Annotated in this window: 19 protein-coding genes and 2 pseudogenes; 18 read left to right on the top strand and 3 right to left on the bottom strand. The window is 34.1% G+C overall.

From position 1 onward, the window contains the following. Nucleotides 1–281 precede the first annotated feature (281 nt). Nucleotides 282–722: a MarR family winged helix-turn-helix transcriptional regulator gene (locus ACHZK0_RS15035; RefSeq protein ID WP_270607830.1), complete on the bottom strand. Its 441-nt coding sequence runs from the start codon at nucleotides 720–722 to the stop codon at nucleotides 282–284. A 142-nt stretch (nucleotides 723–864) separates the two neighbouring features. On the opposite strand from ACHZK0_RS15035, the gene ACHZK0_RS15030 reads away from it, so the two are divergent. The 9 genes from ACHZK0_RS15030 (at nucleotide 865) to ACHZK0_RS14990 (ending at nucleotide 11,430) form a co-directional block, all read left to right on the top strand. Continuing rightward, nucleotides 865–1,350: a GNAT family N-acetyltransferase gene (locus tag ACHZK0_RS15030; protein WP_327803225.1), complete on the top strand. Its 486-nt coding sequence runs from the start codon at nucleotides 865–867 to the stop codon at nucleotides 1,348–1,350. 366 nt (nucleotides 1,351–1,716) lie between these two features. Beyond that, nucleotides 1,717–2,628, top strand: coding sequence for a 1,4-dihydroxy-2-naphthoate polyprenyltransferase (gene menA, locus ACHZK0_RS15025; RefSeq protein WP_000536390.1), 912 nt, complete (start codon nucleotides 1,717–1,719; stop codon nucleotides 2,626–2,628). A gap of 204 nt (nucleotides 2,629–2,832) precedes the next feature. Next, a complete protein-coding gene (locus ACHZK0_RS15020) occupies nucleotides 2,833–3,195 on the top strand; it encodes a DUF2294 domain-containing protein (protein ID WP_395760578.1) in 363 nt (120 codons plus the stop codon). Between the two features lie 591 nt (nucleotides 3,196–3,786). Beyond that, nucleotides 3,787–5,319, top strand: coding sequence for an NADH dehydrogenase subunit 5 (locus ACHZK0_RS15015; RefSeq protein ID WP_395760577.1), 1,533 nt, complete (start codon nucleotides 3,787–3,789; stop codon nucleotides 5,317–5,319). Further along, nucleotides 5,319–7,943 (top strand): DUF2309 domain-containing protein, encoded by a 2,625-nt coding sequence (locus tag ACHZK0_RS15010; RefSeq protein ID WP_395760576.1) that lies wholly within the window; start codon nucleotides 5,319–5,321, stop codon nucleotides 7,941–7,943. The genes ACHZK0_RS15015 and ACHZK0_RS15010 overlap by 1 nt, the downstream gene beginning before the upstream one ends. 76 nt (nucleotides 7,944–8,019) lie before the next feature. Beyond that, a complete protein-coding gene (locus ACHZK0_RS15005) occupies nucleotides 8,020–8,532 on the top strand; it encodes a carbonic anhydrase (RefSeq protein WP_270607923.1) in 513 nt (170 codons plus the stop codon). A gap of 85 nt (nucleotides 8,533–8,617) precedes the next feature. Continuing rightward, nucleotides 8,618–10,048 (top strand): cryptochrome/photolyase family protein, encoded by a 1,431-nt coding sequence (locus ACHZK0_RS15000; RefSeq protein WP_395760575.1) that lies wholly within the window; start codon nucleotides 8,618–8,620, stop codon nucleotides 10,046–10,048. 112 nt (nucleotides 10,049–10,160) lie between these two features. Further along, entirely contained in the window at nucleotides 10,161–10,616 is a 456-nt protein-coding gene (locus ACHZK0_RS14995; RefSeq protein WP_061678352.1) for a TspO/MBR family protein, read from the top strand. Nucleotides 10,617–10,719: 103 nt separating this feature from the next. Beyond that, nucleotides 10,720–11,430, top strand: a complete 711-nt coding sequence (locus ACHZK0_RS14990) for an alpha/beta hydrolase (protein ID WP_395760574.1) — start codon at nucleotides 10,720–10,722, stop codon at nucleotides 11,428–11,430. Nucleotides 11,431–11,552: 122 nt separating this feature from the next. On the opposite strand, the gene ACHZK0_RS14985 is transcribed toward ACHZK0_RS14990, so the two are convergent. Continuing rightward, nucleotides 11,553–11,915 (bottom strand): YxeA family protein, encoded by a 363-nt coding sequence (locus ACHZK0_RS14985; RefSeq protein WP_262742739.1) that lies wholly within the window; start codon nucleotides 11,913–11,915, stop codon nucleotides 11,553–11,555. A gap of 304 nt (nucleotides 11,916–12,219) precedes the next feature. Between ACHZK0_RS14985 and ACHZK0_RS14980 the strand changes: the two genes are divergently transcribed. From ACHZK0_RS14980 to ACHZK0_RS14970, 3 genes and pseudogenes are all read left to right on the top strand, one after another. Continuing rightward, the gene (locus ACHZK0_RS14980) at nucleotides 12,220–12,528 is read left to right on the top strand and encodes a hypothetical protein (protein WP_395760573.1); all 309 of its coding nucleotides are present in this window, start codon (nucleotides 12,220–12,222) and stop codon (nucleotides 12,526–12,528) included. Nucleotides 12,529–13,009: 481 nt separating this feature from the next. Next, complete coding sequence (locus tag ACHZK0_RS14975) at nucleotides 13,010–13,636, top strand: chloramphenicol phosphotransferase CPT family protein (RefSeq protein WP_395760572.1); 627 nt, start codon at nucleotides 13,010–13,012, stop codon at nucleotides 13,634–13,636. Nucleotides 13,637–14,063: 427 nt separating this feature from the next. Continuing rightward, nucleotides 14,064–14,355 (top strand): annotated as a pseudogene (locus ACHZK0_RS14970) (hydrolase); the annotation flags it as partial. A gap of 109 nt (nucleotides 14,356–14,464) precedes the next feature. Here ACHZK0_RS14970 and ACHZK0_RS14965 read toward each other — a convergent pair. Continuing rightward, the gene (locus ACHZK0_RS14965; protein ID WP_395761723.1) at nucleotides 14,465–14,563 is read right to left on the bottom strand and encodes an acyl dehydratase; all 99 of its coding nucleotides are present in this window, start codon (nucleotides 14,561–14,563) and stop codon (nucleotides 14,465–14,467) included. Between the two features lie 133 nt (nucleotides 14,564–14,696). Between ACHZK0_RS14965 and ACHZK0_RS14960 the strand changes: the two genes are divergently transcribed. From ACHZK0_RS14960 to ACHZK0_RS14935, 6 genes and pseudogenes are all read left to right on the top strand, one after another. Further along, nucleotides 14,697–15,083 (top strand): general stress protein, encoded by a 387-nt coding sequence (locus ACHZK0_RS14960; protein WP_095690602.1) that lies wholly within the window; start codon nucleotides 14,697–14,699, stop codon nucleotides 15,081–15,083. Nucleotides 15,084–15,168: 85 nt separating this feature from the next. Beyond that, nucleotides 15,169–15,570: a peptidase U61 gene (locus ACHZK0_RS14955; protein WP_262743362.1), complete on the top strand. Its 402-nt coding sequence runs from the start codon at nucleotides 15,169–15,171 to the stop codon at nucleotides 15,568–15,570. Between the two features lie 35 nt (nucleotides 15,571–15,605). Further along, nucleotides 15,606–16,631 (top strand): hypothetical protein, encoded by a 1,026-nt coding sequence (locus ACHZK0_RS14950; RefSeq protein ID WP_395760571.1) that lies wholly within the window; start codon nucleotides 15,606–15,608, stop codon nucleotides 16,629–16,631. Between the two features lie 295 nt (nucleotides 16,632–16,926). Further along, nucleotides 16,927–17,877: a magnesium transporter CorA family protein gene (locus tag ACHZK0_RS14945; RefSeq protein ID WP_262743360.1), complete on the top strand. Its 951-nt coding sequence runs from the start codon at nucleotides 16,927–16,929 to the stop codon at nucleotides 17,875–17,877. 387 nt (nucleotides 17,878–18,264) lie between these two features. Next, a pseudogene (locus tag ACHZK0_RS14940) lies at nucleotides 18,265–18,619 on the top strand (MarR family transcriptional regulator). A 219-nt stretch (nucleotides 18,620–18,838) separates the two neighbouring features. Next, nucleotides 18,839–19,717, top strand: a complete 879-nt coding sequence (locus tag ACHZK0_RS14935) for a LysR family transcriptional regulator (protein WP_262743359.1) — start codon at nucleotides 18,839–18,841, stop codon at nucleotides 19,715–19,717. The last annotated feature ends 101 nt before the right edge of the window (nucleotides 19,718–19,818 follow it).

Below are 19,818 nucleotides of genomic sequence, written 5' to 3'. Positions count from 1 at the left end.
AGAAGGTCCGTTGTTCGAATTTGAGCAACGGATTTTCTTTTGAAAGACTTAATGTAGTTGTTATGGCGAGTTCCTTGTAAATAGATACAATAAAACCTAGTTATAAGTTCAAAAGGTTGTAAGCCTAATATTCATGTATCTCGGCTGTACCACATCACCATCAAGCTAATATTTTAAAGTACCCACTAAACAAAAATAGCATCAAAGTTCACTTTTATCGTTTTAGGGGCAACCTGTTCTGTTAAGTTGATGGATATGTGATGCTAACCCAATTCATTTTTTTACTTTTGTTTAATGTTTTTATTTAATTTTTCTTTTATTATCATCATGGAAATACGAATCTCATTAATCTCACTATCACTTAGTCCGTTAAACAATTGATTTATTTGTTCATCTGACTGAATATGAATTAGATCTAGTAGTTCCTCTCCTTTTTTTGTCAAAAAGAGCAAGTTTTTTCTGTTGTCTTTTAGTGAGCTTCGTTTCTCTATTAATTCTTCCTTCTCAAATCTACGTAAAATTCTACTCATATAGCTTCTGTCAATATTAAGTTCTTGCACAAGAGTATTCGCAATACACTCTGTTCTTTCGCTTATTTCAAATAGTATTCGTGTTTCGGTTAATGAATAATCTGTATCTAGAATTTGATTATTAAATAAACCAAGTACCTTTGTATAAAATCGGTTGAATTGTCTGATGTCATAAATAATTTTTTTATCCATAGAGTCTCCTTTAGTTGACTAAGTCCACGTTTAATATTAATATAACTGTACCTTTAAAATGTGGACTTAGTCAACATTTCAAGGGGCCATTTTCAAAAATCTGTCGTAATCTTTAATAAAATTTAATTGAAGGAGATCGTATATGATGATTCGAGAAATGAAAAAAGAAGACAATGCAAAAGTAAAAGAAATTATACAAGATTCATTAAAATCACTTGGATTAGCGCTTCCTGGAACAGCTTATTTTGACCCTCAACTTAATGACCTACACCAATATTATAATAATCTAAAACATGCGAACTATTGGGTAGTAGAAATGGAAGGAGAAGTTGTTGGTGGAATTGGTATAGCACCGTTTAACGAACATGATAAAGTTTGCGAATTACAAAAGCTATACTTAAGTCCAAAAGCACAAGGTTTAGGGCTTTCCAAGAAACTAATGGAAACAGCTTTGTCATTTGCCGCTACACATTATGGAAAGTGCTATTTAGAAACAATGCATGAATTAAAAACTGCATGTCTATTATATGAAAAATTTGAATTTATACTTTTAAATGAACCCCTACCAGGTTCTGAACACTCTACTATGGATGCATGGTATATAAAATCTTTAAACGCCTCTATTTGAAAAGAAAGAGCAGGAGTTGAGCGAATACAAAGCGATTTTTATAATTAAAGATTACTTTCCGTTACTGTTTCAAGCGAACAAATCACGTTTTAATAGGCTTCTTTAGTATGCCTACTTATCTATCAATTATTAGATGCGAAACAAGGATCGTTTCATATCTAGTAATTTACTTTGTTAGCTTGATGAGCATGCGGCTGTACCTATTATTAGAAAAAACGATATTTTGATGCAAAGTTATGGTACAGGCAAGAGCATTAAAGTTCTATCGCCAATTCTTTTTTTGATATAATAGATGTGAAGCAGAAAATAGATAGAAAGATACTGCTAGTCATTTATATTTAAAATGTTGGGAGATTGAACAGAGTTATGGGGACAGAAAAAGAAATTAGTTCCGCTAAATTAATATGGAAGATGACGCGCCCGCATACATTAACGGCGACGTTTTCTCCTGTAATTTTAGGAACAGTAGCATCACTTTATGTTACAGACATTCATTGGCTTTTATTTATTGCGATGATGGTTGCATGTTTAGCATTGCAAATCGCAACGAACTTATTTAATGAGTACTATGATTTCAAACGTGGATTAGATACCGCTGATTCTGTTGGCATCGGTGGTGGAATTGTCCGTCACGGATTGAAACCGAAAAATGTGTTAACAGTTGCGCTTTTATTGTATGTAGTAGCAGCAATTATTGGAGTTTATATTTGTATGAATAGCAGCTGGTGGTTAGTCGTTATCGGTTTAATCGGGATGGCGGTTGGCTATTTATATACAGGTGGTCCATTACCAATTGCGTACACTCCGTTTGGAGAATTAGTTTCTGGATTGTTGATGGGGACATGTTTTGTACTTATTGCTTTCTTTATTCAAACGAATACGATAACGATTGAAAGTGTATTGATTTCCATTCCAATTGGAATTCTAGTCGGTGCAATCAACATGTCGAATAACATCCGAGATATCGAAGAAGATATTAAAGGTGGAAGAAAGACATTAGTAATCCTCCTTGGGAGAGAAAAAGCAATCGTAACACTAGCTGTAGCATTTTTCATTGCTTATTTATGGATCGCTGTAATTGTATTGATGGGTTATATAAGCCCTTGGGCATTAGTTATGTTCCTAGGTTTGAGAAAACCAATCTCTGCCATTCAAAGCTTCCAAAAAGGAGCAAAGGATCCCGGATATATGCGCATCGCAATGAAATCAACAGCGATGACAAATACGATTTTCGGCTTTTTATTATCAGCAGGGCTATTAATTAGTTACTTGTTTTAATAAAAATATTGTTAAATGACTTAACCCCGATTTCTCCATTTTAATGTAGAGAGATTGGGGTTTTATTTTGAGTTTTTTTACGTTACAAACTATTCTCATTTGAAATGAAAATACCAATAAATTCTTCTCAATAATTGAAAATAAAATCAATCCAGATTATTATATTGTTATTGTAAATTTATTTTATTGAAGGAGGATACATTGATGAAAAGCTCAAAAGGCTCTATTGAATCAGAGATAAGCAAAGCAATTACTCACTGGGAAAAGGACTACCTAGGACGCGGGTCTATATCAGTTAAGACAGACATATTACGGGATATGATTATCGTAAATTTACAAGGTATTTTAACACCAGCTGAATATACTGTTTGCGAAACAAAAGACGGTATGCTAACGATAAAGAAAAATCGTTCAGAGTTAGTTGAATCTGGAATCGAAGATCTAAAAGAGATTATACTAGAATTAACTGGAGAGAAAGTGAAAAGCTTTCATACAGATATAAGCTCCCGTACAGGTGAACGAGTAATGATTTTTAAATTACTTCATAATCTTGAGGAAAATTTTTAAAAATAAAAAACACCTTAAGGTTAGGAAAAGGAATAAGAAACCTACAAGTTTTGCACTTTATTAACATACTAATAATTAAAAGTTTGAAGTTATTTAAGTATAATAAATCTTAAAAACTGATAAAGAAATTGACAAACTGCTTAATATGGTTTATCTTATAATTGTTTTAAAAAATTGATAGATGCTCATTTTAACAGTTTGCTATAATTAAGGCTTTAGCATTTTTTTAATATGTAATATTGACTAAATGAAAAAGTTTCTTAATTGAAAGATAGCGCATAACATAAATTGATATATTGATTGCATAATCTAGGAGATCAGAAATATACTTTTCTTTTTAATAGGAGTAATACATACATTCCTTTATAAAATGGGAGCTCTTCAAAAAACTTTATTGAAGTTAGTTGAAGTGAAACCGACAATCTCCATAATTCAATGATGATATAAAATCATTGAATTATGGAAGTTGTCGGTTTTTTTTATGGGAAAAAACGATGTACTAAAAAGAGTGAATGAAAATTGAAATTAAAAAAATTATCGTAATGAAAAGGAATTCTTACAGTTTATTTTCGTTTAGAAGGGAGTATTTACATGTTAATTTCGCTAAGTTCATCAACACTGTTAACATTATTTTTTATGGCGCTTAGCGCTTCTTCGCTAAGTGGATTATTGTTTTTACATGCAAGGATGCCTTTACGTTTTGTTCATATCCATATTGGTATCGCTGCATTGCCTTCATTGGTTTCTTTACTCGCACTTGTTAATAAGAATGGAGATAGCGTTGTAGGGCCTTGGCATTTAGATACTTTAGCTTGGTTCATGGCTTTCTTTGTTCTTACAATTGGCTTAATCATTCAGCGTTTTTCTATACGTTACTTACTGGGAGATCGCTCATATCGAAAATACTTTGCACTTTTTACATGTACTACAGGTGTATCTTCGGTTGCATGGTTAAGTAATGATCTTCGTTTTATGATTATTTGTTGGGGAGCAACTCTTATAGGGTTGGTTCTACTCATAGGTCTAAATAAAGGGTGGAAAGTAGTTAGTGAAGCAACAAAAATTTCTAGTTATTTATTTACAATAAGCTGGATCGCCTTGCTAGCAGCTATCATTTGGCTTTTTCAAGTCACTGGACAGTGGCAGTTAACATCAGTTTTAACGAATGAAAATGTAGCTCAATTTGGAACATTGGAGAAAACAGGAATTAACTTATTGATTATAGTAGCTGTGATGATTCCAGCAGCACAATGGCCTTTTCAAAGATGGTTAATTGAGTCAGCTGTTGCTCCAACTCCTGTTTCTGCTATTATGCATGCTGGTTTAGTAAATGCTGGCGGTATCATGTTAACTAGATTTTCACCTCTTTTTCATAATGATATTGCACAAATCATTTTACTAATTTTCTCTAGTATTTCTATCTTAATAGGTACAGGAATTAGCCTAGTTCAAGTTGATTATAAACGTCAGCTAGTGGGATCAACTATTGCACAAATGGGGTTTATGCTTATTCAATGCGCATTAGGAGCCTATTTAGCGGCTGTTATTCATTTAATTTTACATGGTTTGTTTAAAGCTACACTGTTTTTACAAGCTGGTTCTTCCGTACAACGTTTTGGGGCAGTGAAGCAGTCTAATGAAGAGATATCTAATTTATGGATTATGGTCGGACGTGTTTTCGGATTATGTATAGCGATTGCTTTTTGGTTTACGACTTCTAGAGAAGGGTATCAATTAGTTAGTGCGTTTATCTTAGGGTGGTCATTGTACTTTTCATGGAAACAGCTTGTTGTTTTTGGAGAGGGAAGAATGGGACGAATTGTTGGCGTATTTATTTTAGCTGGATTTTCTCTCATTTACTTTACCGTTCATAACTCGCTTTATAAATGGTTGCATACTGACATGTATCAAAATGTTCAACCTTCAGCTTCAGCCGTTATTTTTGTTATATGTCTCTTATTATTTGGTAGTGCTATTAGTACTCTCGTTACTCGTAATCAATCCTCTACAATATTTGCTGTAATGTATCTTTGGTTCGTTCGAGTAGGTGAGGCGAGACAAAAGTCAGTAGAAAGTCATCCAAGCTATCTGAAACATTATGTATCAAAGGGAGGTAATCAGTGATGAGCATATCGTCAGTAACGAAAGAAACTTTAAAAAAGAAAGATACAAACATTGAAGTACAAGAAAAGAATATGAATAATTTAGTTGAATCTGCTAGCCGAGTTGTTGCACCACTTTGGCCGATCGCTACATTTGCAGCTCATCACCCTTGGATGGGACTTGAAAAGCAATCATTTGAACAAGTCGCAAATTGGTTAAAAGAAATTCGTAATGTGGATATATATCCTAGTGCTTCTATGATTCATTCGGCAAAGGCAAAAGGGGAGATTAAGGAATCATTTTTACAAAGAGGCTTGTCTCGTTGGCTTGATTCACAATCTTTTCATATCCCGCGAAAGAAAGCGGAGCAGTTTTGCCAAGCAGCTTTAAAATTAGAGGAATTACCTTCTAGTCTATTATCATTGCCACAATTAAATAAACTAGCAGAAGAAATGAGTTATATAAATACAGGAAGTATGAAAGACTCTTCTATGCAACCTGTAAGTTCACTTATAGAGAGGCAAAAGGGTGAAAACCTATCTGATATTCTTAATTATCATATCATTAAATGGTGTAAATTATATCTTGATGACTCTGGTTCAAATTGGACGATGCCAAATCGAGAGAAAGGTTTGTATCGTGCATGGCATCACCTTATTACATTTGATCCAGCGCTCAGTAAAAATGAGCGTAAAGTTTTAAAGGATTGGCCACAAGATGCCCAGGGAGCTTTAACAAAAGCATTATCTGAACTAGGAATTTCTGAATCTAACATGCAAGCTTACCTTGAAGGACACTTGCTTGCTTTGCCTGGGTGGGCAGGAATGATACTATGGCGTTCCCAACAGTCGACTCAGGAGCAGGAACTTCTCATAGAATATTTAGCAGTTCGAATTTCTATGGAGCTGGCCATTGTCAAACCGTATTTACCTATAAAAAATCAAAAGGCTGAGAAAAAAGTTGCGATTGTTCCACTTATAGCTTCTTGGACCTATTGGGGGAATATTTCAACCCGGGAATGGTCACAAATGTCTGCAGCTGAACAACGTGAATTCTTAGCATTTGCTTATCGTTTTGATGAAAATATTCGCAGGAAACTTTGGCTGGAAGCTTGGGAACAGACGCATGCAGAGCAATTAAGGGAAAAGATTGTTGCTAAACAACGTGCAACTAATGATAAAAAACGTGTATTAGCTCAATTAGCATTCTGTATTGATGTACGTTCAGAACCGTTTCGTCGCCACCTAGAAAAATTAGGTCCGTTCGAAACGTTTGGAATAGCTGGTTTCTTTGGGTTACCAATTGCGACTAGTGAACTAGGTAGTAAAGACAGTCATCCTTCTTTGCCAGTTATATTAAAACCGAAACATCAAATCAAAGAGCTCACGGATGAAAATGAATTTAAAAATTATCAACAACGCAAGAAGATAGACAGCTCAGTAAGTCATACGTTTAAAACGATGAAACAAAATGTACTGACAAGTATGTTACTACCTGAGGTAAGTGGCCCTGTACTTGGTTTACAAATGGTGACAAGGAGTTTTGTGCCAAGAAGAGTAGGTAGTTTCATTCGTAACCTTCGTAAAATGATGTTACAAAAGCCTGATACAACATTCTCGCTTAATCATGTTCGTGATACAAAATGTGAGATACCTATCGGTTTTACGAAAGAAGAAAAAGTGAACTATGTGCGCCAAGCTTTAAAAATGGTGGGATTGACAGAAAAATTCGCGCCTTTAGTTGTAATGTGCGGCCATAGTAGTCAAAGTACGAACAACCCTTATGCTGCAGCACTTGAATGTGGTGCTTGTGGCGGAGCGGCGGGGGGATTCAATGCAAGAGTTTTTGCTGCTTTATGTAATCTTCCAGAAGTGAGAGAGGCTTTGTCTGCTGAAGGTATTAACATTCCGGAGGATACCATTTTTGCAGCAGCTGAACATAAAACAACAGTGGATGAATTGGAATGGATTTACGTCCCAGAACTTTCGGAAACTGCGCAAGAAGCATTTGATAGTATTGAGTCGGTTATGCCAAATGTGAGCCAACATGCAAATAGAGAGCGTTTAACACAATTACCTAATTTTAAAACGAAAATAAAAAATCCGAGTAAAGAGGCACATCGATTTGCAGAAGATTGGAGTGAAATACGTCCAGAATGGGGACTAGCCCGTAATGCATCTTTTATTATCGGGCAACGAGAATTAACGCAGGATTGTGACTTAGAAGGAAGGGCTTTCCTTCATAATTATGATTGGAAACAGGATGAAAGTGGCGATATATTAACTAACATCATTGCAGGACCGGGAACGGTAGCTCAGTGGATAAATCTCCAATATTACGCTTCAACTGTAGCGCCTTATTATTATGGTAGTGGAAACAAAGCAACCCAAACCGTAACGGCAGGTCTCGGTGTTATGCAAGGAAATGCAAGTGACCTGTTGCCAGGCTTACCTTGGCAATCGGTTATGCAGTCAGATAGTGAGACGTATCATTCACCACTTCGTTTACTCATTGTAATTCAAGCGCCTATTGAATATATAGAGCGTTTGCTAAATACCAATCTCACATTTCGAGAAAAAGTTCAAAATGGATGGGTTAGACTGGCGAGTGTTGATCCAGAAGGACAATGGAAAAATTGGTCATAACCATGTAATGAATAATGAACTATCCTTACTAGTTTAAAAGTTCTATAAATACAATAATGAAGAAGGAGTGCTCCATATGAATTCAAAGAATAAAAAAGTATTATTATTAACAGACATTGAACATGGAATAGAGCCTATTATCCAACAAGAAACTAATATTCAACAAGAAAACATGTTGAATATACACAGCTATGATTCTGTAATTGTACATCCTTATGGAGATATAATGAGATCTATTATTATTGCTATTTATGAAGAAAATGTGGAAGAAATTTTTGTTGTAGGAATAGAGGATAAAGCAACAGATGTAGTTAATCTACAAATTCAACGTGATTCGATAAAAAATAACAGAGAAATAGACTATCTCTTTAAAAATTGCATGCCTGAATTTTCAAGTGGTAGCCTGAATGCATGGCTAAGTGGACAAGAAAATGTTGGTGAAAATATTGAGAAGAGTATAGATATGATCCGTAATCATCCGTTAGTACCTTCTGATATTAAAGTTCATGGTTTCATGATTGATCGAACAGGTGAAAAAGAAATGGTTGCTAAAATTTCTACTAATAAAATAGTTGAAAAAGTTAATTAATCTATGAAAGGCAAATAAATTTTTATGTATAAATCGCTGTAGTATAATAAATTTTATTATATTTTAAGAATTAGAAGAGGTAGTCATGCAAAATAAAATTATTGTTATGTTTCAAAAAGATTTTCGTTTATATGATAACCCAGCTCTATTTGAGGCTGTTCAGTCTGGTGAGGTTCTTCCGGTATATGTACAAGATGAAACTTTTTCAATAGGTAGTGCATCAAAGTGGTGGTTACACCATGCTATAATAGATGTCCAAAAGCAACTTGAAGCATTGGGCTCTACTTTAATAATTCGCAAAGGAAATACACAGGAAGAAATACTTTCTCTCATAGAACAGTTAGGTATCACGGCTGTATATTGGAATATTTGTTATGATCCGGACAGATTACAATCTAATGAAAAAATGAAAATGATGTTAGAAGGTAAAGGTATTGTCTGTAAGGAATTTAATTCGCATTTATTATTAGAACCGTGGATTATAAAAAAGAAGGATAACACTGAATATAAGGTGTTTACGCCTTTTTACAATGCATTTCAAAAGCAGGTAATACCTAAACCTATTAGTAAAGTGCAGAATATAAAGGGAGAAAGCTCTTTAACATTAAGCTTATCTGTTTCAGAATTACACTTGCTTCCGACAATACCGTGGACATCCCATATTGAATCAATATGGGATCCTACAGAAGAAGGGGCATACAAAACATGTAAGAAATTTTTCTCTAGCAAATTAGTCTCTTATAGTGAAGGAAGAGATTTTCCAAATGAAAATGCTCATTCGATGTTGGCACATTATCTTTCATTTGGCCAAATATCAGTGAGATGGATGTATCATTACTTAATCAATAAAAGTACCGAAAGACAATGTAGTCTTTTTGAAAAACAAGTGAATAGTTTTATCCGTCAATTAATTTGGCGAGAGTTTTCTTATTATTTACTATATCATTATCCATTTACAGTATATAAACCTCTTAATAAGAGCTTTGAACATTTTCCGTGGAATAATGACGAGGTGTTATTAACAGTATGGCAGAAGGGTAAAACTGGTTATCCGTTTATTGATGCGGGAATGCGTGAACTATGGCAAACAGGTTTTATGCATAATCGAGCAAGAATGGCTGTAGCCTCGTTTCTTGTAAAGCATTTGTTAATTCCGTGGCAGGAAGGAGCAAAATGGTTTATGGATACACTACTAGATGCTGATATTGCAAATAATACAATGGGATGGCAATGGGTTGCTGGAAGTGGAGCAGATGCATCACCGTACTTTCGTATTTTTAATCCCATCACACAAGGAGAAAAGTTTGATAAAGATGGGGAGTATATAAGAAAATGGGTACCAGAATTAAGAGATATGCCTAATAAATATATACATAAACCTTGGGAAGCACCTGAGCATATGTTACAAAATGCCAATATAGCGCTTGGTCATACATATCCTTTGCCAGTTGTTGATCATAAGGCGGCACGAGAGAGAGCACTTTGTGCATATAAAAGTATGAAAGAATTCGTATGAAATAGATTAAACAATATGTATTTGAAATTTAAATATTAGAATGTTATCCATTAAAGGGACAGAATAATCATATAGAGTTTCTAAAACCTTCTATTGAAAAAGGAGAATGTTTATGAAAAAGTCTAGTATTATAGTGTTCTTACTAACGTATGGTTTGTTTTATGTTTCTAGTATTTTATTTCCTATTGATCGTATGTGGTACGATGCGCTAGAAAAGCCGTCTTGGACACCTTCTGGTATGACAATCGGAATAGTTTGGGCTGTCTTATATGGACTTATTGCATTAGCGGTTGCAATTATTTACAACAAATATGGATGTAAGCCAAAAACATTTTGGTTTGTATTCCTTTTAAATTATATGTGCAATCAAGCATTCAGCTACTTTCAATTCAGTCAAAAAAATTTATTTTTAGCAACAGTAGATTGTTTACTAGTCGCTATTACTACGTTACTTCTCATAGCTGTTTCTTCCAAATTATCTAAAGTATCGGCATGGTTGCTAATTCCATATTTTTTATGGTCTACATTTGCTACATATTTATCTTGGACCATTTATAGTATAAATTAAAGACGTAAATAAAAACTTGAGCATAATAAAAATGCTCGAGTTTTTATGTTTACTAATGAAAATTTAAAATATAGAATATATACATCTTAGGGAGGTCATCTTTGTGAAGAAATGGATAAAAATTATGCTGTACTCTTTATTAGGTATTTTACTTATAGGAAGTATTAGTTTTTTTGCTTGGTCTCAGTTTACTTATAAACCAACGAAAGAGGCGTTGTCGTTAGTAGATGATAAAAAAGATGAAGATCATATCGTTTTTGGAGAGAAAGATGCTAAAGTAGGGGTTATTTTTTATCAAGGAGCTAAAGTAGAAGCTGAGGCTTATAGTTACTTAGGGGAAGCTCTTGCAAAAGATGGACATTTTGTAGTAATGCCTAAGTTGCCATTAAATTTAGCGATATTTGGAATCAATGCAGTAGATAGTGTAATGGAACAGTATCCTGAAGTTCAAAAATGGTATGTTGCAGGGCATTCAATGGGAGGAGCTATGATTTCTAAGTATGCCTTTCAACATGAAGACAAGGTAGACGGGATCATTTTCTTAGGTTCGTACCCTGCAGATGATTTCTCTACGAAATCGATGCCGATGTTATCTATTTATGGAGAAGTAGACGCTTTAGCAACTGTAGAAAAAATAGAAAACAATAAAAAGTTTATGTCAAAGAATACAACTATGCACATGATAAAAGGCGGAAACCATGCTCATTTTGGCATGTATGGTGAGCAAAAGGGTGATAATGCGAGTTTAATTACGGCAAAAGCACAACGAGATGAAACAGTGAAAGTAATGGAAGAATGGCTATTAAAACAGTGATAATTAATTTAATAAATTTACAGAAAGAACTCTCCTTCCTCAAGCGATAGCCCAACGGTAGAGTAGGTAAGAGAGAGAAAAACTGGAAACAAAGAGCCCACTCATATGAGCGGGCTCTTTGTTTATATACTATCTTCTACTTGTTTTCTTATTTTCTCCGGAATATCCTTTTCAGAAATAGCCTCGTACGAGTAAACATACCTACCTTTCACATGAATTCTCAAGTAAGTTTTTCTTATGAAATCATTAGGAGTATTCGTTCCTACTGTATACTCTTCTTCATTTCCAGATTCATCAATGCCTTTTAACGAGTACATAGCTCTACCGTTCGTATGGTAATCCGGAACACCATATCCTTCCGCAACGGCATATACATTTTTTTCTTCAGTGAGTGGATTTAATATGTCTAGATCCCCGCGTAACATGAAGGGGAGTAAGTATATAAGAAGGCCTATTCCTATTATGCAAAGTATAAATTTCTTCATGATTGTTTCTCCTTTTGTTCATTTACATGATTCAGTATAGAAAAAATTTCTTATGAATTTAGAAGTGAATTTCTTAAGTTTTTCTTAAATAGGTTTTTAAAGGAGGGATAACATTGTATGGTTATTCTCTTGTGCAAATCGTGTTATGAGCTTAGATTTGCAATGATAAGTGTTTTTTCATTAGATAATTACTTTACTAATAATCGAGATGTTTGCGGATACATTTATTTTTGGGATACATAATTATATTTAGAGAATACCCAGTTACAGTATTTGAATTTTTAATAAGAAGGGATGCGAAGGAATGAACTCACAGAGACAAGGCTATGGAGGCTGGTGGCAAGGCGGACACGGTGGTTGGCCGGGTGGACACGGTGGTTGGCAAGGTGGACACGGTGGTTGGCAAGGCGGACACGGTGGTTGGCAAGGCGGACACGGTGGTTGGCCGGGTGGACACGGTGGTTGGCAAGGCGGACATGGTGGTTGGCAAGGTGGACACGGTGGTTGGCAAGGCGGACACGGTGGTTGGCAAGGTGGACACGGTGGTTGGCAAGGTGGACATGGTGGTTGGCCGGGTGGACACGGTGGTTGGCAAAGTGGACATGGATATTAAAAAGATGCTATAAAATCATTTTTTTATGCAAAGTTTGTATATTTTCATTTGTATAGTAAGTATATAGTGAAAACAGCAAAAAAATCCTGTGAAGTAAGGATTCTATTGTGATATGAACCATAAGTTTGCCGGAACGGCAAGCTGATGGTTCTTTTTGTTTGCGGCAAACTTATGCTTCCAGGATTTGAAGAATATTTTTAATGTCTCTTTTAAATAAAGTCACAGTGTTTATAAAAAAGACGCGATGTTTTGTCCCTTTGGATCTGTTTATCTAAAGGGATGTTTTTATAGTGAAAAGAAGATCTGAACTGAAAGGCGGATTAAGGAACTGTTGAGTAGCAATAAAGTTACTCCACTAAAGGGCCAGATTGTGAAATAAGAAAGGACTATTGAGGATTATTCTTGAATTTGTAAGTTATTCCTTTAAAGGGAAAATCGGAGTTAAGATTACAAGGTAGAATCATGAAAGGGGTATTCCCGTATGTTACCAATGGATAAACCTGGACAAATTGTTATTATGAACGGCACCCCTAGATCTGGGAAATCCAGCATCGCCACTGTAATCCAGAGCACATTTAAAGGTGTGTGGATGAACTTAGGAGTAGATTGGTTCATGCAAATGACCCCAGAACGCTATCAGCCAGGTATTGGATTACGTCCTGGTGGCGAGCGCCCCGATATTGAGCCCTTGGTTATACTTATGTATAAAGCCATGTATGAGTCTAATGCTACACACAGTCGTTTAGGGATAAACGTCGTAGTTGATGTCGGTCATCATGACAATTATTCCGTCCCACGGGGAATTCTGCCCGAATGTGCACGGATACTAAAGGGACTGCCAGTTATGTTTGTGGGGGTACATTGTCCAATTGAAATTATTATGAAACGACGGATAGAAACATGGAAAGTTGGTTACTCAGAAGGTGGTTCAATCCCATTACCAGTAAAACTATGGCAAGAGTCCGTCCATGAGCCCGGTATTTATGACTTAGAAATCGATACTTCAGTACTAAACCCTGAAGAGTGTGCTAATTTAATTCGCTTGAGGCTCGAAAATGGTCCACCTCCGACAGCATTTCAATTAATTGAACAAATGGGAACTGGCTAATGCTTTGTTATGGCACGGATTACAGTATAAACCGGGGTTTTTCTATGAATCAGGTGACTACTTCACTCTGATATTGTAGATCAATCTTCCATTAAAGGGCGCGATTGTTGAGCAAACACAGGTAGAAAAATGATTAAACTTTTTTATAAAAAATTATTCACTAGCAACAAATAACCCAAGCATTTTGATCAAACTTTTTTCGAAATGTTTGGGTTTCTTCTGTTGAAAAATCAATTTTTGTAGCATGCTTTTGATCAAACTTTATTACAAACCAACAGCATTCACGGCAAGCTTATGGGTTAATAATTAATCCACGGCAAAGATATACTTCCTTTCCCCGCGAATAATCAACTAAATCTCCTCAAAAACATGTGATTTCCGGCAAAGATATGCTTCCTTTAGCGGCAACTTTATGGGTAAAGTTACATCTATCCGTAAAATTAAAGCAGTGGAAATGTCAAAAGAACAAAAGACACCGCTTTTTATTATTTAAGGAGAAAGAGACTATTAAGTTTAATCGAAAATCGAAATTCCTCTTTGGAAAGAACAGCTAAAAAGAACGAGATAACATTGATTATCGACTATATCCAAAGTTAAATCTCTTATTTATAGAAGGTTATGGAGAAATAAGTAGACCGGATGAATATTATAATTCTGCTAATATCCCTGAGTGTGTTATAAATGATAGTGCTGCTTGGGTGCAAGGAAGAACGAAATAAAATTAGCAACCATATGTTTTAATAACGACTTTCTTTCTGTAATCAAAATAGAAACATCTTTATTAGGTTATATGTTTTTTAAAAGCACTCTTTGAAAAGGAGTGCTTTTTTATTTTTCTAAATAGAAATTTTCTATAAAATAAGGGGCTTTTCTTTTAAATAAATCGTTATTTGTAACACTGCTATTAAAGGAAAGTGCTCGTGACATCTCGTTAATATTGAAAAACATTAATAACCTATCGTATTAAATTTTTTGAAAATTTAGGTTTAACATCTTTAAAGTAGGTGTATTACATATTACATAACAACTAAATAAAAAAATCTAAAGGAGGAAATATACAATGCATAAGAATGAAAGAAAACCGGTGGTTCATGAATATGAAAATGAACATGAAGTAGTTATGAAAGTAAAAGAGCTAGAATTGCAAGGGATTCACCAAGATGACATTTACGTCTTAGCACATGAAAAACATCTAACAAAAAAGATTGCGGATGATACAAACATAAATACGATTGGAGTAAAAGAACAAGGATTAGGAACAAGTATTATCAACTTTTTCTCCAAAAAAGGGGACGAGCTCCGAAATCAAATGGAGGAAATGGGGTTGTCGAAGGCGGAAGCTAATTTATATGAAGAAAAACTAGATCAAGGGAGAATTTTACTTCTAGTAACAGCTGAAACACCAACGGCGACTGATAGGCAGCTGCAAAACTATCATTCTCTCTAATAGATTGCAACTTCTGATAAATAGTTAAGGTAATTATTTTAGGTTGTAGCATGGAAGAAAATAAAAGTAGAGAAGGGTGAGAGAAATGAAACATACAATATTTAAATATGCTGTGATTGGAATTACGACCGGAGTCATGGTCTCCCTATTAAAAAAAGAAAATCGGAAAGCTATACAAACAACAGGAAAAAGCGTAAAAGACAAACTAAAAGAAGGAAGCATAAAGGAAACATTAGAGAAGGTAACGGAGACAAGTAAACAATTCTCTGTAACTGCAGCTAATGTTGCAAAACAAACATTACCACAACTGCTTACAGCCACACCGGTTGTCATTTCTACTATTAAAGACTTAACAGAAAACGAAAATAATAAAAAGAAAAAAGATGAAAAGGATTACGAAATAAATCAAAATAGTAAGGACATAGACGAGGGAAAAACGAAAAATGAAAAGCAATATATGAAAGAAGGGAAAGAAGAGAGTGCTTAGATTTAATTCTAAAAATAGAAAGTGAGGAAAAAAGTATGAAATCTCTGTATGCAATTGATGTAGGAATTGGTTTTACTAAGCGGGCATATCGACAGGATGTAGATTCTGAGGTGACGATTAAGAGTGAAGCTTCCACACTAGCCCCTGTACCTAATCATGTTGAAAGTGAAGATTTAACAAAGGTAAGTTTTATAGACTTAGACTTTGCATACTACATGGGAAATGAAGCACATCAATCGGACGCTTCATTTCTCCCTCCATTTGACGAAGAAATAGAAAATTATTATGAAAGCGAACAGTTTAAACAACAAATATTTGGTTGCATTGCAAAGGATTATAAAGAAAATGTCGTGTTACCTTTAGTTGTTACCGGGCTTCCCGTTACTTGTTTTGGTAGTCAGCATGAGCAATTACAACGTGCACTAAAAAAAGAAACTTCCGTGCAAATTGATGGGAAATTTATTAATATTACGGTGGAAAATACTTTGATTCTTCAGCAACCAGTCGCTTTACATGCCTATTTCTTAAAAGAGGGAATCATTCAGGAACAAGATCGTATCTTAATTATTGATGGTGGATTTCGTACATTAGAAATGACAGATATGAAACAGAATGTCATTTTAAATCATTATGAGACGGAACTAGGATGTAGCAAGCCTTTGAAAAATATTAAAAATATCCTGCAGAATCATGCAGGGGAAAGTGTTCACTTGCATATTAACGACATACCAAAAGTATTAGAAAAAGGATATGGAGGTCAAGAAGAAAATCATCAGACGAGTCAGGTTAATACTTTGATTCAAAAAGAGTTGGATACACATTTCCAAGACGTTATGCGTGTATTACAAGAACAATTTAAGTTAGACCAGTATGACACTATTATTTGGACAGGAGGAATAGTAGATATCCACAAAAAACGAATTGAAAAAATGCAAGGTGAAATTTCTTCTTTCCGTATGGTAGACGCTTCGAAAGAGGCTGCACTTCATGGATACTATATGATTGGAAGTCAAGTATTTGACGACATCACCAATCAATCTGCATATGAATCCAAATTATAATAACGACCGAAATGAAGTTCGTTGAATTGACTTGCCAAAGTATGTGGCTTCTTTTCCACATATAAATAAGAAAAGATGACAAGTGCTTGTATAGAGGAAATGTTTAAAATTTAGAATCCAAATAACTAATATATAGGGGGTCTTCCTTGTAATAGAAGAAGACCTCCTATGCCATTTAGTTTGTAATTTAGAGGATCTAAAAACTTTTCCTCCAAGACATGAATACCTACATATAAATTTCATATTACGGATATTATTCGATCAAACATTAAACTATTCAGAAAGGAAGAATAAGATGGAATGCATAAAAATGCCGAAATGGAATTGGTATCATGTGAAAACTAGTGAACTTGAAAAACTTTCTTCTATAATCTCTCCTGATGTAACATCTTATTTCTCTCAATTTGTAAAAAAAATAAGTTCTCCTTGTGAAAATGGATTATATGTTTATACGTTTTCCCCAAGTCAGACTTGTGTATATGGTTCGTTTTTATATGATCAAGATAAAAAGGACGCCAAAATCCAAAAGTTTCTTCATTATTTCGTAGCGCATGGAATACTGATAACAGTCCAGGAAAAAGAGGAAGAGGATTTACAAAAATTACTACATAATTTCCCTATAGGTATAAAAAATTGTAATAGTTCCGCTGAAGGATTATGTGCCATCTTATCAATGTTTATATCTCACTATTTACGAAAGGTTGACTATTTTGAAAACAATTTCAGAAATGTATTATGGGATTTTTATCATCATAATAACATAGCAGTTTTAGAAAGAATTTATCATATTCGTCATGAATTATTTATGAACACACATGTGTTTCGCTTAATACAAGAAGTGTTACAAGGCTTGGAGGAAGCTTGGCTAGAAAACCTAACAAACACCCTTTGTTATAAACAAACACACGTAAAATTAGAGCGTGGATTACAACTCGTTAAAGAGTACCAAGAAGAATTAGACACGATGATTCATTTACAAGAAGTTGTTTCTTCTCATCGTGGGAATGAAATTATGAAAGCTCTTACTGTATTAACTGCTGTAAGTACGCCGTTGACAGCTTTAGGAGCATTATGGGGTATGAACTTTAAATATATGCCTGAACTAGAATGGAAATATAGCTATTTAATCGCTCTCTTATTTATTATTTTCACAACAGGGGGTATGTATTTGTATATGCGATTCAAGGGATGGACAGGTGATTTATTACGAGTAAAGAAAAAGAAATCTTTTTTTAAATCTAATTAATCTTATTTTTAAAATATATGATAGATATTAACATAAATATGGTTAGTAATATTTATGAAAGATTAGAGCTCTTCTTTTTGTAGGAGGGCTCTAATCTTTTTTAAACTATATCATATACATAGGCAGGCGCATCATCTGCAATTTGTCCCGATTCAATTTAGAATATGACAAAAGAGAACTTGCGTTAGAAGACAAGCTCTCTTTAAAAGAAATAACGTAATTGAGATACTTATATAGTAACAATTGTTTTCTTTTAATTCCATATGTCTTATGTTGAGAAATAAATTATAAGTGGCTTGATAACGCTAAAACGGATTGTTGACATAATATTTTGACGATAATATAATGAATCTCGAATTCAAGATAACTTGTAAAGGATTGGGAATTGTGAGCGTGATTAAAGATGAAAGCTTATCTTTAAAGTTACTCGTTATATTATCAAGGGCAGTACAGTCAATCATTAAACGTAGTGAAAAGGTTACAAAAATTTATGGACTTAATCCAACTGAATTTGCAGTGCTTGAGCTATACTATGCAGTAAAAGTGATCAGCCTATACAAAAACTTAGAGAGAAGTAGTATTACGTATGCGTCAAATATTTCAGAAGGTATTGAATTGATGGATACTATTTTTCCTCAGCATAAAGAGGGATTCGGCAAATATTTGGTAGTTTGGACTATATTGAGAAAAAATGATAATTGAACAGTTGAAAAAGTTAAGATATTGCACGCAGGAATTGTAAGTTTTTAGAGGTTATTTCTGTTTATTGATATCCTAATTAAATATAAATTAAATAAATAGGAGGAAAAATTAATAAATGGTAGTAAATGTATTGTAATGCAAAATGAATAAATCATGTAATTACAATTGATATAGTAGGAAAGATAGTTGTCATGTATAACGTATACATATTGTCCTTTTCATTATAAATCTTTCATAAAGCGGAGAGTGGGTATCAAGAATGGAATTACGTCATTTAGAGTATTTTATTCAAGTTTGTAATAATAATAGTTTTACTAAAGCTGCGGAAGTTCTAGGTATTTCACAGCCGACTTTAAGTCAACAAATCCGTGTGTTAGAAGGGGAACTAGATACACCTTTGTTTCATCGAGTTGGAAGAGGTATCAAAATGACAGAAGCGGGTAAGCTGCTATTTGATAAAGGAAAATTTATCATGCAGCAATTTGATGACGTTTATAATGAAATTTTTGAATTAAAGGGTGTAAAAAGAGGTGTAATTACTATAGGAGGTTTATTAGAGGATCTCACCTATTTAACACCTTATATTATGAAGTTTCAACAACATTATCCCAACATCGTAGTAAAAATTATAGAATCCGAAGTTGCTGTAAATCAAATCGTTGATAAAAATATTGATATAGGCATCACACGTAGTGCTCAAATTCCAGACACATTAACAAGCACTCTTTTGTATAGCGAAGAGCTCGTCCTTGTCATTCCAAAAAATCATCCTTTGAATGAAACATCATCGGTTTCTTTTCGAGAATTAGTAGGGCTAAGTAGAATAATGGTTTCATGTAGTTGTCGTGAATCTATAAAAATATATTGTGAGAGTTTAGGGCTATCTTTATCTGAAGCAAATATAGAAACAAAATCTTCTATTTCTCTATTGAGCCTTGTATATAATGGACATGGGGTTGCCATAATACCTCTTTCACTAGTTGATTTTGTTAATAATGATACTTTGAGCATAGTTCATATTACTGATCCAACACCAAGTCAAGATATTAATCTTATTCACTTTGATGATAAATTTTTAAGTTTTGCAGCACGTATCTTTATGCAGAATTTAAATGATCCTGAAAAAGTATCAGTATAGTAGAAGCAATCATGATTCTAGTGTAACAATTAAAAAAATCTATAAGTTTTGAGATGAAATCTATATTAAAATCAAAGGGCAGTGGATTTATATGTGTGGTG

The organism is Bacillus sp. 3G2 (assembly GCF_044324725.1).
GTDB classification, from domain to species: Bacteria; Bacillota; Bacilli; order Bacillales; family Bacillaceae_G; genus Bacillus_A; species Bacillus_A mobilis.
Note: the sequence above shows the minus strand (reverse complement) of the source record. Positions and strands in the feature narration are given on the sequence as shown.